The 15,348-nt window shown below is 71.1% G+C and carries 15 protein-coding genes; 12 read left to right on the forward strand and 3 right to left on the reverse strand.

The genetic code is table 11. The annotated features are described in order from the left end of the window. The first annotated feature begins 98 nt into the window (after positions 1-98). From OG295_RS38560 to coaD, 4 genes are all read left to right on the forward strand, one after another. Positions 99-671, forward strand: coding sequence for a rhodanese-like domain-containing protein (locus OG295_RS38560; protein WP_331738324.1), 573 nt, complete (start codon positions 99-101; stop codon positions 669-671). A gap of 64 nt (positions 672-735) precedes the next feature. After that, positions 736-1,002: a metal-sensitive transcriptional regulator gene (locus tag OG295_RS38565; RefSeq protein WP_331738326.1), complete on the forward strand. Its 267-nt coding sequence runs from the start codon at positions 736-738 to the stop codon at positions 1,000-1,002. Positions 1,003-1,341: 339 nt separating this feature from the next. Beyond that, a complete protein-coding gene (locus OG295_RS38570) occupies positions 1,342-1,995 on the forward strand; it encodes a hypothetical protein (RefSeq protein ID WP_331738329.1) in 654 nt (217 codons plus the stop codon). Between the two features lie 222 nt (positions 1,996-2,217). Next, complete coding sequence (gene coaD, locus OG295_RS38575; protein WP_371681483.1) at positions 2,218-2,646, forward strand: pantetheine-phosphate adenylyltransferase; 429 nt, start codon at positions 2,218-2,220, stop codon at positions 2,644-2,646. A 194-nt stretch (positions 2,647-2,840) separates the two neighbouring features. On the opposite strand, the gene OG295_RS38580 is transcribed toward coaD, so the two are convergent. Next, positions 2,841-3,479 (reverse strand): glyoxalase, encoded by a 639-nt coding sequence (locus OG295_RS38580; RefSeq protein ID WP_331738334.1) that lies wholly within the window; start codon positions 3,477-3,479, stop codon positions 2,841-2,843. Positions 3,480-3,703: 224 nt separating this feature from the next. Between OG295_RS38580 and OG295_RS38585 the strand changes: the two genes are divergently transcribed. Then, positions 3,704-4,000, forward strand: coding sequence for a hypothetical protein (locus OG295_RS38585; protein ID WP_331738337.1), 297 nt, complete (start codon positions 3,704-3,706; stop codon positions 3,998-4,000). 149 nt (positions 4,001-4,149) lie between these two features. On the opposite strand, the gene OG295_RS38590 is transcribed toward OG295_RS38585, so the two are convergent. Beyond that, a complete protein-coding gene (locus OG295_RS38590) occupies positions 4,150-4,491 on the reverse strand; it encodes a HopJ type III effector protein (RefSeq protein ID WP_331738339.1) in 342 nt (113 codons plus the stop codon). A 563-nt stretch (positions 4,492-5,054) separates the two neighbouring features. On the opposite strand from OG295_RS38590, the gene OG295_RS38595 reads away from it, so the two are divergent. From OG295_RS38595 to OG295_RS38610, 4 genes are all read left to right on the forward strand, one after another. After that, complete coding sequence (locus tag OG295_RS38595; protein ID WP_331738342.1) at positions 5,055-6,842, forward strand: N-acetylglutaminylglutamine amidotransferase; 1,788 nt, start codon at positions 5,055-5,057, stop codon at positions 6,840-6,842. Positions 6,843-6,904: 62 nt separating this feature from the next. Next, complete coding sequence (locus tag OG295_RS38600) at positions 6,905-9,145, forward strand: prolyl oligopeptidase family serine peptidase (protein WP_331738345.1); 2,241 nt, start codon at positions 6,905-6,907, stop codon at positions 9,143-9,145. 233 nt (positions 9,146-9,378) lie between these two features. Next, the gene (gene htpX / locus OG295_RS38605; protein ID WP_331739007.1) at positions 9,379-10,296 is read left to right on the forward strand and encodes a zinc metalloprotease HtpX; all 918 of its coding nucleotides are present in this window, start codon (positions 9,379-9,381) and stop codon (positions 10,294-10,296) included. Between the two features lie 15 nt (positions 10,297-10,311). Next, the gene (locus OG295_RS38610) at positions 10,312-10,890 is read left to right on the forward strand and encodes a hypothetical protein (RefSeq protein ID WP_331738349.1); all 579 of its coding nucleotides are present in this window, start codon (positions 10,312-10,314) and stop codon (positions 10,888-10,890) included. Between the two features lie 83 nt (positions 10,891-10,973). Here OG295_RS38610 and OG295_RS38615 read toward each other — a convergent pair whose 3' ends face one another. Next, positions 10,974-11,540, reverse strand: coding sequence for a TetR/AcrR family transcriptional regulator (locus tag OG295_RS38615; protein WP_331738352.1), 567 nt, complete (start codon positions 11,538-11,540; stop codon positions 10,974-10,976). A 150-nt stretch (positions 11,541-11,690) separates the two neighbouring features. Between OG295_RS38615 and OG295_RS38620 the strand changes: the two genes are divergently transcribed. The 3 genes from OG295_RS38620 to OG295_RS38630 all read left to right on the forward strand — a co-directional run bounded on the left by OG295_RS38620 (position 11,691) and on the right by OG295_RS38630 (position 15,263). Next, entirely contained in the window at positions 11,691-13,160 is a 1,470-nt protein-coding gene (locus OG295_RS38620; RefSeq protein ID WP_331738355.1) for an MFS transporter, read from the forward strand. A gap of 62 nt (positions 13,161-13,222) precedes the next feature. Continuing rightward, entirely contained in the window at positions 13,223-14,077 is an 855-nt protein-coding gene (locus OG295_RS38625) for an alpha/beta fold hydrolase (protein ID WP_331738359.1), read from the forward strand. Between the two features lie 76 nt (positions 14,078-14,153). Beyond that, positions 14,154-15,263 (forward strand): NlpC/P60 family protein, encoded by a 1,110-nt coding sequence (locus OG295_RS38630; RefSeq protein ID WP_331738361.1) that lies wholly within the window; start codon positions 14,154-14,156, stop codon positions 15,261-15,263. Positions 15,264-15,348: the final 85 nt, after the last annotated feature.

Here is a 15,348-nt window from a genome sequence, read left to right on the forward strand (position 1 = left end):
CGGCCCACCCCTTCACCGCGCCCTTCACCACACCGCCATCAATACGCCCGGGGGTACCGCGAGAGCGGGCCCCGCCCACCAGGAAGGAAACCCGCCCCATGACCCAGCCCCGCACCCTCGACGCCCAGCAGGCCTCCAGTCGGCTGCACGAACTGATCGTCCTGGACGTCCGCACCCCCGGCGAATACGCCACCGGTCACCTCCCCGGAGCCCTGAACATCCCCCTCGACGACCTCACCCGCGCCCTGCCCGACCTCCGCGAAGCCGCCGACCGCGGCGACATCCTCGTCGTCTGCGCCTCCGGCAGCCGTTCCGGGAAGGCCTGCAAGACCCTCGCCGACAACGGCATCGCCGCCGTCGGCCTCGCCGGAGGCACCGACGCCTGGACCGACGGCGGCGGCATCCTCCACCGTCCCGACAGCGCCCCGCGCACCGCCTGGAGCATGGAGCGCCAGGTCCGCCTCACCGCCGGCGCCGTCGTCCTGACCGGCCTCGCCCTCGGCCGCCTGCACCCCGCCTTCCGCCTCGCCTCCGCGGGCATCGCCGGCGGCCTGGCCTTCTCCGCCCTCACCAACACCTGCGGCATGGCCGCCCTCCTCGCCGAGCTGCCCCACAACCGCCCCCGCCAAGGCGACCTCGAAGCCACCTTCGAGGCCCTCCGCGACCACTGACCTCATCGACCAGATACCCCCTGGGGTACCATGGGTGGACAGCGCGCAACGCCAGGAGGCACCGGTGAAGGTCGACGACGACGCAGTGAACGCAGTCCTCAACCGGCTGCGTCGCGCCCAGGGACAGCTCGCGGGTGTCATCGCCATGATCGAAGCAGGACGCGACTGCAAGGACGTGGTCACCCAGCTCGCCGCCGTCTCCAAAGCCCTGGACCGCGCGGGCTTCAAGATCGTGGCCAGCGGCATGCGCCAGTGCATGACGAACGCCGACGAGAGCCGGCCCCCCATGACCGAGGAAGAACTGGAGAAGCTCTTCCTCGCCCTGGCCTGAAGGTGCTTCAGCTCCTCATGGCGGCCGCATGGTGAACGGGCCGCCGGCGGGGCTGACCGTCCAGGACCGCCCACATGCGCCGGCCGTCCTCCCCCGGCCGACGGGAGGCTCGGCGGGACCTTCGGCCCCTTGGCCTCGGGAGTGGTCAACGCGGCCTCCTCGCACCAGGGGGACTTCATCTTGGCGGGCTTCTTCCACCCCGGGAGCCGATTCATCCGGCTTGGACACGAATCCGGGCGAGGACGCCTGACGTCGTCGCCGACGGCGCGACGACGGGGAGACGACGGGAAGACGGCTCCCGACACCGCCGGTGTCAGTGCCGGTTGGCAGTATGGCCCCATGAGCAAGGTAGTGAATTTCAGCATGGCGAACCGCGGCGAGGTCGCCCGTTTCGTACCCGCCCGCGATCTGACCGCGGACGAAGAGCGGCGTCTGGGCAATATGCGGGAGAGGGCGCGGGCCCGCCAGGAGGATCTCGATGCCCAGGGAGTGGACTGGGGACTGACGGTGCAGGATGCGCTGGAGGGGCTGATAGCCGGTCGGGCGGACTCCACCGCCCAGTACGCCGGCTGCGCCTATTACGCGGCCCTCCAGATCATCATCGATCACAACGCCTCCGACCCCGACACCCTGGCGAGTTACCGGAGCCCCGTCACCTACTTCTCCGCGCTGGACGACGCGTTGAAGGCGGCGGGCGTCCCCGCGGACCTGCTGCCCTACCAGTACGTCTTCAGCGGTCCGCCCACGGAGATCGGGATCCACATTCCCGGCCCCGTGGACGGCTCACCCGAAATCGGCTGCTGGCCGCTGGCGCAGGCCGGACCCGCGGTCGACGCCTACCGCGCGGTGCTGGACCGGATCGACACCGATCTGCGGTACGACCTGGAGGAGCTGATGAAGGTCCTCGACAGCTGGGCCTCCGAGTGGAACGACGGCCGGGGCGCCTGGTGGTGGGCCGAGGACGGCTCGATCTTCTTCTCCATCGTCGGCTGACCGGCGATACGGAGCCCGGGGGCAACCGCGTGCGACGGTGCGCCCTGGGGCTTCGACCAGCGTGGATGCGGGGCGATCCCGCTCCGCTCCGCGCTGCGGGGTCCGCGGCGTGGCGCCCCGGCGGCGCACCGGCCGCTGCCGGCCCACCGTCCGGCCGCACGCGGTGGTTTGGCTGTTCTGGCACCTCACCACCGGGGCGGCCGCTTGTTACTCTCTCCGATCATGCGAGCCCTCTTCCCAGGATCCTTCGACCCGGTCACTCAAGGGCACCAGGACATACTCCGGCGTGCTGCCCTTCTGTTCCACGAGGTCGTCGTGTGCGTGATGTTCAATGCGAACAAGACCGGCCGCTTCCCCGTCACGGAACGGCTGGACCGGCTCCGCGCGGCGGCGGCCGGCTTGAGCAACGTCACCGTCGACTCCCACACCGGCGGCCTCATGGTCGACTACTGCCGCCGAGCCGGAATCGACGTCGTCATCCGCGGAGTCCGAGGCGTTCCCGACCTGGACTACGAAATACCGATGGCCCGCATGAACCACGAACTGGCCGGAGTCGAAACGTTCTTCATCCCCGCTGACCCCTCCCTGGCCCACATCTCCTCCACCCTCGTCACCGCGACGAGTCAGCAGGGTCGAGGCCCCGAACGATGACGTGAGCGAGTTTCTTCCAGGAGCCGGGGCGGCAGCGGGGCCGAGGAAGGCCGGGTGGTTGCGAGGGACGGCGTTCCCGGCGGTGGTCGAGTCGGCGCCGGCCGGTCCGCCCGGCTCCGATAGCCGCACATCGGCGCGTCCTCGCCGGTCGATCGGTGGGACAGGGCCGGGCGTCAGGACAGCGTGGGGGCGAGCTACGCGGCAACCTCCCAGGCGAACCCGTCCGGGTCGGTGAAGGCGTCGGCGGCGCTGCCGAGGACGATGCGGTGCGAGCCCGTGCCGTCGACGGGGACGCCGAGGTCCTTGGCCAGGGCGCGGCGCTTGTAGAGCGCCAGCTTGACGGGGCCGGACTGACCGGAGGCGAACTCGACGTACTTGCCGCCGACGCTCTTGGCCACGGTCAGGCCCCGGCCGGCGTAGAGCTGCTTGGTGGCTTTCACGTCCTCGACGCCGAGCAGCAGGACGACCTCGTCGATCTCGCGGGTGGCGGGGCCGGTGTTCTTCTTCGCCGAGGTCGCGATCTTCCAGATCGTCCCGTCCGGGGCCTGGACGACGCCGCTGTAGCCCCACAGCGACTTCGCGGCGGGCTTCAGCACCGTGGCGCCGGCGTCCACGGCGGCGCCGACGAAGCCGTCGACGGTGGCAGGCCCGGACACCGTGAGCGCCAGGGTGAAGCCGCGGAATCCGGTGGAATGAGCCTCGGACGCCCGCAGGCGTATGTACGTGTCCACGCCGAAGGCGCTGTAGAAGAGGCGGGCGGCCTCGGGGTCGGCCACCTCAAGGGTGACGGACGCGAGGGACGTGTGGGCTGCGGTGGAAGCGGTGGTTGCCATGACCAACACGCTAGGGGCTGCACGGCGGCCGGGGCTTCTCGATTCCTGACCGGTCCCGAGACGTGCTTGGCCACGCACGCCGGCGTCCCCTCCACCTTGATCGCCGACCGCGAGCCGCATGTCCGACTCGCGGCCCAGCGGCCAGAAATTCCGGCCCCGTGTAATAGGATCCGCCGCTAGCGTCACTCGATCGACCGTTGCTCACCCAATCGGTAGGAGGCCCGATGATCGGCGTGCTCGTGACTTTCACGCAGACCGACAAGTTCGATCGTTCAACTCTCACAAAGATTGCCGGCGAACTCCGAGTGCCGTTCGAAGGCATGGCCGGCCTTCGCTTCAAGAGCTTCATGCTCGACGAAGACGGCGTGCAGGCAAGGAACTTCTACGTGTGGGATGACGAGGCGAAAGCCCGCGCCTTCTTCACGGAGGAGATCATCGAAAAGGTGACGGGGATTTATGGTGTCCCGCCCAGAATCGAATATCTCGATATCGTGGGGTTCGTCGACAATTCTGGCACCTGATTCCCGGGGAGGCTGTCGCACGAGGCCCTGCCGTCCGGGCCGTTTCGGACCATCGCGGCACGCCACAGGGTGCTCGGTATCTGCGCCGAGACCGGCCCTGGACGGGGTGGTGGACGGTGGCCCTTGGGTGCTCGCCCGGGTTTCGCCGTTCAGCTCTTGCGGGCCAACGGCTGCCCGGCGAAGCTCACCCCTTCCAGGCCATGGGCCATGAGGTTGCGAATGTTGGCGTGGTCGGTGTCGTTCGGCGTCGCCAGCACACTGCGGTAGTGCTCACCGAAGGCCAGCAGCGCCTCGTTGCCGCTCAGCCCCTCCAGCAGGGCCAGTCCCAGCGTCTTGCAGGAACCCTCGTTCTCACCTGCGGCATTCTCCAGTTCCCCGTTGCGGAACGCCTGCGGCTGGTACTCGTAATGCGCGGCGACGAACGCCAGGGTGTCGGCGAACTCGTGCTCACCTGACGCAAGGCTTGCCCGCAGCGTGTTCAGGTCGGTCATGTGGTTCCTCCGGGTTGAACGGACGACCGATCGCCGTCCGTGACCGGACGACCATAACCCCCCGCAAGACCAGCGGTAACGAGTGGCATCTCCGCAGGTCGCGATATGTGTCTGTGCGATCCGCCAAGAGCCGGTTCCGGTCCGGGTCCCCGGCCCGTGCCGCAGGCGGGTCGGTCGCGTGCCGTGGCAGGGAGGGGTCGGGCGGTGCTGGTGCCAGTGCGGGGCGGGCCGACGGCTCGGTGCGCCGGTCGGGTGGTCCATCGGAGGCTGCGTGGATCCGTGAGCAGGCGGGGCATAAGTGGGGGTGTCGTCGTGGACAGGGCCGTGGGCGTGTCGGCCGCCGGGCGTGCGGGGCCTCCGAGGCGCGCGGACGCCGGTCCCCGCCATCGGGGACGCGGCCCCCGGGCTTGGGGAGCGAACGGTCGGGCAGACGCCGTTCAGCCCGCACGGTGCGGGCCGAACGGCACGGGAGCGAAGGAACATATGGCGTACGTGGCCGGGCCCTCGGAAACGAGAGCAGTACGGGGAACTCTTCTGCGTGCCGACGGATCGGCAGGTGCCCCATGTGCGGCCTGAGCGGGGAGGTGCGCTTCGACGGCGGCCGTCCCGACCTCGCCGCGGTCGAACGCATGGCCGACACTCTGCAATCGCGCGGGCCCGACGGCCGAGGCGCGTGGTCGCAGGGGGCGGTCGCCCTGGAGCACCGGCGTTTGAAGATCATCGACCTCTCGGACCGGGGTGCCCAGCCCATGACCGACGCCCGGCTGGGCTTGACGGTGGTCTTCAACGGCTGCATCTACAACCACCGCCAGGTGCGCGGCCGGCTCGAAGACCTCGGATACCGGTTCTTCTCCGACTCCGACACGGAGGTGCTCGTCAAGGCGTACGCACAGTGGGGCCTGGAATGTGTGGACCACCTCGTCGGCATGTTCGCCTTCGCCGTCGTGGAGCACCGGACGGGCCGCGTCGTGCTCGGCCGTGACCGCCTGGGCATCAAGCCCCTCTACGTCACCCAGGACGCCCACCGGCTCCGCTTCGCCTCCACCCTTCCGGCGCTGCTGGCGGGCGGGGGAGTCGACACCTCCCTCGACCCGGTCGCGCTCCACCAGTACCTGAGCTGGCACGGCACGGTACCGGCGCCCAGGACCGTACTGGCCGGAGTGCGCAAGATCCCGCCGGCCACCCTCCGGGTCGTGGAGCGGGACGGCACCCACCACGACCACTGCTACTGGCAGCCCTCCTACACCCGGCACTCCGCACTCGGCACGGACCCGGCGCTGTGGCGCGATGCGGTGTACGACGCGCTGCGCACGGCGGTGCGGCGGCGCATGGTCGCCGACGTCCCCGTCGGCGTGCTGCTCTCGGGAGGCCTGGACTCCAGCCTGATCGTGGCCCTGCTGGCGGAGGAGGGGCTGGAGGGTTTCGACCTCCCCACCTTCGCGATGGGATTCGAAGCGGAGAAAGGGGAGGACGGCGACGAATTCCGGTTCTCCGACCTCATCGCCCGCACGTTCTCGACCGACCACCACAAGTTCGTGATCCCCACCAGCCGGCTCCCCGCCGCGCTGGAAGGCGCGATCGGAGCCATGAGCGAGCCGATGGTCAGCCATGACGCCGTGGCCTTCCACCTGCTGTCCGAGCAGGTCGCCAAGGACGTCAAGGTGGTGCTCTGCGGCCAGGGAGCGGACGAGGTGTTCGCCGGCTACCACTGGTACCCGCCGATCGCCTCGGCCACGCGGGAGGGCGCGCCAGCGGCGTACGCCGACGCGTACTTCGACCGGACGCACGACGAGGTCACCGCCATGCTGGACCCGGCCGTGGTCGCGGCCCACGACGCCTCCGTGGAGTTCGTCCGCGCCCACATGGCCGCCCCCGGTGCCACGACCTCCCTCGACGCGGCCCTGCGGATGGATGTCCACGCGCTCATGCCCGACGACCCGGTCAAGCGGGTGGACAACATGACGATGGCCTGGGGCCTGGAGGCGCGCGTGCCGTTCCTGGACCACGAGCTCGTCGAACTCGCGGCCGCCTGCCCCCCCGAGCTCAAACTGGACCAGGGCGGCAAGGGCGTGCTCAAGGACATCGGCCGCAAGGTCCTGCCCCCGGAGATCGTGGACCGCCCCAAGGGCTACTTCCCCGTGCCGGGGGTCCGGCAGATGGCCGGGCCGGTGCTGGCGCGCGTACGGGAGGCCCTGACCGCTCCGGAGGCGCGCCGGCGCGGGATCTTCGACCAGCGGCACGTGGCCGCACTGCTGGCGGAACCCGACCGCCACCGTGCCAGGCGGGGGGCCGGCACGCTGTGGCAGGTGGCCTCGCTGGAGATCTGGCTGCAGGCGCACGGCATTCACTGATCCGCGACGGTCTGCCGGAGGCGCGGCCCCGGCGAAGCGGAGAGAGGCTGAGAGAGGCTGCCATGCCCCTGGACCGTACGAAGCCGACGGCCCCGTCTTCCGGCGCGCCGGAAGTCCCCGTACCGGCACCCGCGCCCGTATACGTGCCGGACGACCACCACGGAGATCCGCCGGCCCTGCTCACCGCCCACGGATGCTGGTATCCCGCGGCCGACCCCACCGGGGAGTACGTGGCGTTCATCTGCGACCGGGCAGGGGTCCCGCAACTGTGGAGCGGCCCGGCCCGGAGCGCCGAGGCCCACGTCCTCGACGCCGACCCCGACCCGGTGACCGAGGTGTCGTGGTCCCCCGACGGGCGCTGGATCGCGTACACCTCGGCCCCGGGCGGCGGCGAGCACTCCCGGGTCCTGGTGGTGCGCCCCGACGGGACCGGCCGCCGCGTGCTCGCCGGCGCCGAGGCGGGCGGCACCGCGCACCTCGGATCCTGGACCCGCGACGGTTCCGCCCTCGCCGTCACGATCGCCTGGCCGTCGGGGGCGGTCGCCGAGCACAGCGGGCCCGGGCACCTGTCGCAGGACGCGTCGGAACGGCTCGCGATGTCCGAGGCCACGGCCCCGATGCGGGGGCCCGGGGAGGCCTGGACCGAACGGGGCGGATCCGCGACCCTCCTCGGCGGCGGCGCCGCACCCCGGTCCGGCCGACCGGCATCCGCCCCCCGTACGGGGCCCGTGGCCCCGGGCGCCGACAGCCGAGCGGATGCCGGACGGGCGCCGGCCGGGCGGGCGCCGGCTGCCGGAGCGGCACCGGGCGGCGGAGGCGGACCCGCACCGGGCGGCGGGCTGGCCGCCTACCTCATCGACCCGGACGGCACGAACGCCCCGGTCCTGCTGTTCAGCGAAACGGGGGCCGCCTCCCTGCGCGTCTGCGACATGAGCGCGGACGGCCGGTTCGCACTGCTGCGCCGAGGTCCGCGCGGCCACCGCGAGGGCCTCGTACTGGACACCGCGTCGGGCCGCACCACCTGCGCGCTGCGGGTCGCCGACGGGGACCCGTGGATCGGCCGGTTCTCTCCCGACGCGCGCACCCTGTGGCTGCGCAGCGACTGGGAACGCGAGTACGCGGCCCTTCTGCGGGTCCGGCTGGACGAGGACGGCGGCTGCGAAGGCACCTCCGTCGCGGCCGAGCGTGAAGGGTCCGCCCTCGACCTGCTGACCGTCCCCGACCACGGGCGGTGGGGCCTGGTCGCCTGGAACGTCCACGGCGCCAGTGAACTGCAGAGCATCGCCCTGCCCACCGCGGGCGCGGAAGGCGAGGGCGACTCCGGACCGCATCACCGCCCGGCCCTGCCCCACGAGGTGGTGACCCGCATGGCCGTGGGCCGCGGCGCGGCGTTCGCGGCCCTGTCGGGCTCGCTCCGCAGGCCCGGCATCTGGGAACTGGCCGGCGGCGGCACCCCCGTACGCGCCCCCTGGTCGGCGCGCGACGAGGAGGCGGCCCCGCCCGGCCGGCCCCCCGTACGCCCCGTGCCGCTGCGTTGCCGGGCCCGGGACGGGCTGACGCTGGGCGGCTGGTACTACCGGGCGCCGGACCGGGACCCGGGCCGTCCGGCCCCGTGCGTCATCCACCTCCACGGGGGTCCGGAGGAACAGGAGCGGCCGGTGTTCAACCCGCTCTACCACGAACTCCTCAGCCGTGGTCTGGACGTCTTCGCCCCCGACGTCCGGGGCTCGTCCGGCTGGGGACGCTCCTTCGTCGACGCCGACCTCGGCGCCGGCCGGTTCGCGGCGATCGACGACGTCGCCGACTGCGCCGCCCACGTGGTGGCGCTCGGGTACGCGGACCCCCTGCGGCTGGGGGTCATGGGGCGCTCGTACGGCGGCTACCTGACGATGGCCTCGCTGGTCTGGCATCCGGAGCTGTTCCGCACCGGAGTGGCCGTTTGCGGGATGTCGGACTTCGACACGTTCTTCGCCGGCACGGAACCGTGGATCGCACAGTCCGCGGCCGCCAAGTACGGGCACCCCGAACGCGACCGGGAGCTGCTGCGCGCCCTGTCCCCGATGAGCCGCGTCCACGAGTTGCGCGTTCCCGTACTGGCGGTCCACGGCGAGCACGACACCAACGTCCCGCCGACCGAATCGGAGCAGTTCGTGGGCGCCGCCCGCGACCGCGGGCTGCCCGCGGAACTGCTGGTGCTCCGCAACGAAGGCCACGAATTCCTCCGGGCCGACAACCGCCGCATCTACCGACGCGCCGCCGCCCGCTGGCTGGAACGGCATCTCGGGGCGAGCCCCAGGCCGTGAGGTCCGGGGGTGCGCCGAGCGGCCGGAACAGGCGCGGGACCGGCCTCGGTGAGGAGACGGGCGATGGCGGTACCTACCCGGCGATGCAGCGTGCCCAGGAGAATAGGAGAATACTGAGTAGATGCAGGCCCGTCCGGGCGCCCTGGATGAGCTGATCGCCCCGGTGCTCATGATCATGCGGATTCCGGTACGGCACTGCTGTACGACGAGGGCCTGATCCCGAGGTGATGACGGTGCGCAGCCGCTTCGAGCCCGACCGGCAGCTGACCGCCCGCATGGCGGTCACCATGTTCCTGCTCGGGCTGGTCTACGTGGTGTTCATCGCCGCGCTGATCGTGCTGCTCAAGTCCGTCGTCCTGGTGGTCGTCATCGCCGCCGCCATGCTGGCCGCGCAGTTCTGGTACTCCGACAGGATCGCGCTGTACGCGATGCACGGCCGCTTCGTCACCCCTGAGGAACAACCTCGGCTGCACGGGGTGATCGACCGGCTGTGTGCCACGGCGGACATGCCCAAACCCCGGGTGGCCATCTCGGACATGGACCTGCCCAACGCCTTCGCCACCGGCCGTAACGCCGACCACGCCGTGGTCTGCGTGACCACGGGACTGATGCGCCGTCTGGAAACGGAGGAGCTCGAAGGCGTCCTCGCCCACGAGCTCTCCCATGTCGCGCACCGCGACGTCGCGGTGATCACCATCGCCTCGTTCCTCGGCGTGATCGCCGGACTCGTCGTCCGTTTCGCGTTCTACTCCCAGCTGTTCGGCGGACGCGACCAGCGGGATCAGAACACCGCCGTCGTCTTCATGACCGTCATGGCGGTCTCCGCCCTCGTCTACGCCGTCAGCTTCCTGCTCATCCGGGCGCTGTCGCGCTACCGCGAACTGGCCGCCGACCGCGCCGCGGCGATGCTGACGGGGAAGCCCTCCGCGCTGGCCTCGGCGCTGACGAAAGTCACCGGGGACATCGCCCGTATCCCCACCGAGGACCTGCGTACGGCCCAGGCGTTCAACGCGTTCTTCTTCACCCCCGCCCTCAAGGCCGGCACGGTGATGGCCACGCTGTTCTCCACCCACCCCAGCCTGGAACGCCGACTCGCGGCGCTCGCAGAGATCTCCGCACGCCTGGGCGGACCTGGCGCCGAGACGCCATGAGAAGGAGCTGAGGCCGTGGGACTCTGGGATTCCCTGTTCGGCCGGACCAAGCCCGTCAAGCCCGACCTGGACCAGCTGTTCGGCCTGCCTTCGGCGGCGATCACGCTCCAGGCAGCCATCGGCTTCACCCCTACCGGAGTCGGCTCGGTGTGCTTCGCCTCCACGGAGGGCGGTGCGTTCACCCAGGTCCGGCAGGACGTACGAGACCTCCTGGACGCCGATTCCGAACGGGCCGGCAACCCCGTGGAGCTCAGCCGCGACACCTACGGATACTCCTGGCTGCTCTCCCGCCGCGGCCCCGACAGCCTGCCGGCCCTGGTCGGCGACCTGCACGCGGTGAACACCGCCCTGGAGGACAGCGGCTTCGGCCCCCAACTCCTCTGCTCCCTGGTCACCTTCCACGACGCCGAGCTGCGCCCCCTCGCACTCGTCTACGTCTACAAGCGGGGCACCTTCTACCCCTTCGCGCCGCTGCCCGGGCACAAGCGCGACAACCCGCTGGAACTCCAGGTCAAGGCCACGGTCAAGGACGACCTGCGCATCGAGGAGGACCTGAACCGCTGGTTTCCGCTCTGGGGCGCCCCCGGCCTGTGACAGCGCCCCCGGAGTCCGGGGCACCCGGACCTCACGGAGCCGGGAACCGGGTCCGAGGGCTGGTCCCGGGGACCGGGTCGAGGTCACAGCAACCGGTCGACCAGCCCGTCGATGTAGTCCGGGGTGAGCGGGACCATGCCGAACAGGACGCGGATGTACATCGGGGCCAGGATGTGGTCCAGCACGCCGAACGCGTCGGGTGCGTCTTCGCCGCGTTCCCTGGCGCGATCGAGCATGGACTGCAGTTGCCGCATGCGTTCGGCGCGGAGGTCGTCACCCGCCCGCAGGCCCTGCTGACCGTTGTTCGACAGGGCGACGGCCAGGCGCACCACCGCCAGACCGTCGGGTCCGGTGATCTCGCGGGCCACGTTGGCCGCGTAAGTGCGCAGGTCGCCGGCCAGGCTCCCCGTGTCGGGCATCGGCGACTGCGCGTTGAGGCGGGTGAGCGCCACCTCGCTGAGCAGGGTCTCCAGGCTGCCCCACCGGCGGTAGACGCTGCTGTCGGCCACGCCCGCGCGGGCTGCGACCTCGCCGACGGTGAAGTTGCCGTAGCCGCGCTCGCTGATCAGGTCGGTGACGGCCTGGTGCACCTCCGCGGCGACGCGGGCGCTGCGCCCGCCGGGCCGCCGGGCTCGCTGTCCTTCACTCATGCGCTCACCTTAACGCAGGAATGACTTGCGTTTGTGTCGCGATCTTCCTTACAGTCACCTAACGCAGTCGCCGACTGCGTTAGGTGCTCAGGTGTATCGCCGTCCGCGTCGACCGTGGCCGGGCGCAACTGACGATCGAGAGGAATCTGCATGACCGCATCGCCTGTGGCCGTGGGCGGTCGACCCAGCCGGGACGTGCTGCTCACGGTGACCTGCCTGGGCCAATTCATGGTCCTGCTCGACAACACGATCGTGGGAGCGGCGCTGCCCGATATGCAGCACCGGCTGCACGCTCAGCTGACCGGTCTGCAATGGATCGTCGACGCGTACGTACTGCTGGTGGCGATGCTGCTGCTGTCCGGCGGAATCTTCGCCGACCGTTTCGGCCGCAAGCGGGTGTACCTGACCGGCGTGGCGGTGTTCACCGTCGCCTCGGTGCTGTGCAGCCTCGCGCCCTCGGTCGGCTGGCTGGTCGCCGGCCGGGTGCTGCAGGGCATCGGGGCCGCGGCGCTGAGCCCTGCCTCGCTGGCTCTGCTCGTGGCCGCCCATCCCCTGCCACAAGAACGGGTCAAGGCGATCGGGCTGTGGGCCGGATTCAGCGGCATCGGTCTGGCCGCAGGCCCTGTGGTCGGCGGCGTGCTCACGGAAGCCTTCGGCTGGCCTGCCATCTTCCTGGTCAATCTGCCCATCGGGGCGGTCCTGCTGCTGGTCGGCCTGCGCCACCTCGGCGAGTCCCGCAACGTGGGCGCCCCCGCGATCGACATCCCGGGCACGGTGCTGTCCGTGCCGGCGGTGGGGGCACTGACCTACGGGCTGATCGAGGGGGGTGCCCGCGGCTGGACGTCGCCGGTGATCCTGGGCAGCTTCGCCGCCGCGGCGGTCCTCCTCGCCGCCTTCCTCGCCGTCGAAGCGCGTCGTACCGCTCCGATGCTGCCGCTGCGCCTGTTCCGCCAGCGGCTGTTCACCGTGTCCAACACCGCCATGGTCGTGGTGGGGTTCGCGCTCATGGGCTCGTCGTTCTTCTTCTCCCAGTTCTTCGTGTACGTCCAGGGCAGCTCGATCCTGCGCGCCGGCCTGCAGACCCTCCCCGTCTCCGTCGCCATGGTGATCGTCAGCCCGTACGCGGGCCGGCTCGCCGCCCGCTACGGCTTCCGCGTCGTGGTCACCACCGGCCTGGCCCTCGCCGGGCTGGGACTGCTGGCGCTGGGCACGGTGCACGCCGACACCGGTTACGGGAACGTGTGGTGGCGTCTTGGAGCCGTCGGTACCGGCTTCGCCCTGACCCTGTCTCCGCTGACGGGCGCCGCCATTCAAGCGGTCAGCACGCAGGAAGGCGGTCTCGCCTCCGGCATCAGCGGTACCACCCGGCAGATCGGCGCGGTGCTCGGCGTCGCGGTACTTGGGGCCGTCGTCCACACCCGGCAATCCGGCGGTGCCTCCTTCGAGACCGGCCTCAACAGCGCTTTCGTCGCGGCCGGCGCCGTCACCTTGGCCACCGCCGTGTTCACCGGCCTGTGGCTGGCGAGGCCCGGGCCCGTGGAAGGCTCCGCCGGACGGCGACGTCACACCGATCCGGATGCGGTCACCACCTCGAACAACAAATCCACGAGCAGCCATTGACAGCGACGCCCCCCGCCTGCTCCGGTCCTACCGGGACGTCCCCTTGGAAAGTGAGCAAACAGATGCAACCGACGTTCGTACTGGTTCACGGAGCCTTTTCGAACTCCTTCTCCTTCGCACCACTCCAGGCCGAGCTCGGCCTCCTCGGACACCGGTCGGTCGCCGTCGACCTGCCCGGCCACGGATTCCAGGCGACCTACACGCACGCCTACCAGACCCCACAAGATCCCGAAGGGCTCGCCACGGCACCCGGCTCGATCAAGGGCGTCACGCTCGCCGACAATGCCGCGCACCTGATCGGGATCCTGGAACGGGCCAAGCGGAACGGGCCGGTGATCCTCGTCTCCCACAGCCGCGGCGGGATCACGGCCACCGCGGCAGCAAACGCCCGCCCGGATCTGATCGACCGCATCGTCTACGTCTCCGCCTGGGCCCCGGTCGACCTCGACGTCAACGGCTACTACGCCGAGCCGGAGATGGCCACGGTCGACCCCGCGACCTTCGCCTCGGCGCTCGTCGGAAACCCGGCCGAACTCGGCCTGCTCCGCGTCAACTTCCGTACCGCTGACCCGGACGTGCTCGCGGCGTTCAAGGCGGCCTTCATCGCCGACGGCACCGACGAGCAGTTCCTCACCTTCCTGAACACCTTCCAGCCGGACGAGAACCTGGACGCCGGCGCCTCCACCGACCGGGCACGGGCCGAGACATGGGGCCGCATCCCCAAGACGTACATCCGCCTGGCCGACGACACGAGCCTGCCCCTCGCCGTGCAGGACCGGCTGATCCGCGAGGGCAACGAGCTGACGCCGGACAACCCGTACGACGTCCGCACGCTGGCGGGCAGCCACCTCAAGTGGTTGGTCGACCCGGAACCGGCCGCCCGCATGCTGGGCGAACTCGCGGCACCGGCGAGATAGCCGGGGGCACGACGAGCACGGCCCGCTCCGTCGCCGGACGGGTTCACCGGCGACGGATGTTGGACAGCATCGGTGCATGTACTCCGTGAAGACCCTCCTGACGGCCGCGGCGACGCTCCTCACCCTCGCTGCCCCTGCCGCCCCGCTCCCCACCGCTCCGGCCGTCGCGTCCGGCGCCCTCCAACCCACCGCGACGCGCCCGTGCGACGGCGCCCCGACCTGTTACGTCGACGTGACGGTGGCGCAGGTCTGGGTGAGCCCCGAGAAGGTACGGCCCGTGGACGCTCCCGCGACCGCCAATCCCGCGGACGTCCGCGGCTGGTTGACGGCCATGTCCCTGGACGAGCGTCGTGACGTGGCGGGCGAGACGCAGGCGCTCCACCAGGCGCAGGTGACCGTCGATCAGACGGTGTGGCACGGTGGCCTCCTCTGGGACCACGTATGGGTGCACGGCCAGCCCACTCCCAGGGACGAGACGGGCCGGGGCGCCTACCCGGGCTGGATCCCCGACCGGCAGCTGACCTCCGATCACCGGCGGCCACCCGCCGGTACACACGAGGAACGCGTCGCGCGCCCCACGGCCCGGGGCTTCACCACGGCCCGGGCCGCCCTCTCGGCCGCCGGGGCGGGGCAGGCGGTCGAGTACTCGTACAACACCGCGTTCCCGGTGAAAGCCGGCCCCCTGCCCGGCCTGGTCACCGCCTACTCCCACAGCGGTGCCCGTGTGTTCTTCCGGGCCGGTGACCTGAAGGAGGTCCCGGCCTCCCCGAGCGGCGAGGACGTGGTCGACGCCGCACGCACCTTCCTGGGTCTGCCCTACCTCTGGTCCGGCACTTCCGGACTCGGCTACGACTGCTCCGGCCTGACCAGCCAGATCTACTCCGCCCTCGGCCTGACGATCCCCCGGGACGCCCAGCCGCAGTTCGACGCGGGTGGCGGACGGCCGCCCGCCGGTTCGGCCGTCGGGGTGCGCATCACCGACACGAGGGACCTCAAGCCGGGGGACATCGTCGCCTTCCGCCCCGCCACCGGTACCGAGGTCACCCACGTCGGAATCTACTCGGGGACGAAGAACGGCGAACCGATGATGATCAACGCGCCCCGAACCGGTGACGTGGTCCGGGAGGAACCCATCGGCTCCACCGGCCGCGTGTACGTGGGCGCCACCCGCTTCTTCACCCGCTGACGCTGACGCGGGCGCAGCGCCTTCGTCGACCGGTGAGGCGGTGAGCCGCCGGTGAGGGAGTGGTGAGCGCTCCGAACGAGAGTGA

The organism is Streptomyces sp. NBC_01276 (assembly GCF_041435355.1).
Classification (GTDB): domain Bacteria; phylum Actinomycetota; class Actinomycetes; order Streptomycetales; family Streptomycetaceae; genus Streptomyces.

Bases quoted from the DNA above. Each gene is read 5' to 3' on its own strand.
- OG295_RS38560 (WP_331738324.1), top strand. From the start codon at position 99: ATGACCCAGCCCCGCACCCTCGACGCCCAGCAGGCCTCCAGTCGGCTG.
- OG295_RS38570 (WP_331738329.1), top strand. From the start codon at position 1,342: ATGAGCAAGGTAGTGAATTTCAGCATGGCGAACCGCGGCGAGGTCGCC.
- coaD (WP_371681483.1), top strand. From the start codon at position 2,218: ATGCGAGCCCTCTTCCCAGGATCCTTCGACCCGGTCACTCAAGGGCAC.
- OG295_RS38580 (WP_331738334.1), bottom strand. From the start codon at position 3,479: ATGGCAACCACCGCTTCCACCGCAGCCCACACGTCCCTCGCGTCCGTC.
- OG295_RS38585 (WP_331738337.1), top strand. From the start codon at position 3,704: ATGATCGGCGTGCTCGTGACTTTCACGCAGACCGACAAGTTCGATCGT.
- OG295_RS38590 (WP_331738339.1), bottom strand. From the start codon at position 4,491: ATGACCGACCTGAACACGCTGCGGGCAAGCCTTGCGTCAGGTGAGCAC.
- OG295_RS38595 (WP_331738342.1), top strand. From the start codon at position 5,055: ATGTGCGGCCTGAGCGGGGAGGTGCGCTTCGACGGCGGCCGTCCCGAC.
- OG295_RS38600 (WP_331738345.1), top strand. From the start codon at position 6,905: ATGCCCCTGGACCGTACGAAGCCGACGGCCCCGTCTTCCGGCGCGCCG.
- OG295_RS38615 (WP_331738352.1), bottom strand. From the start codon at position 11,540: ATGAGTGAAGGACAGCGAGCCCGGCGGCCCGGCGGGCGCAGCGCCCGC.
- OG295_RS38620 (WP_331738355.1), top strand. From the start codon at position 11,691: ATGACCGCATCGCCTGTGGCCGTGGGCGGTCGACCCAGCCGGGACGTG.
- OG295_RS38625 (WP_331738359.1), top strand. From the start codon at position 13,223: ATGCAACCGACGTTCGTACTGGTTCACGGAGCCTTTTCGAACTCCTTC.
- OG295_RS38630 (WP_331738361.1), top strand. From the start codon at position 14,154: ATGTACTCCGTGAAGACCCTCCTGACGGCCGCGGCGACGCTCCTCACC.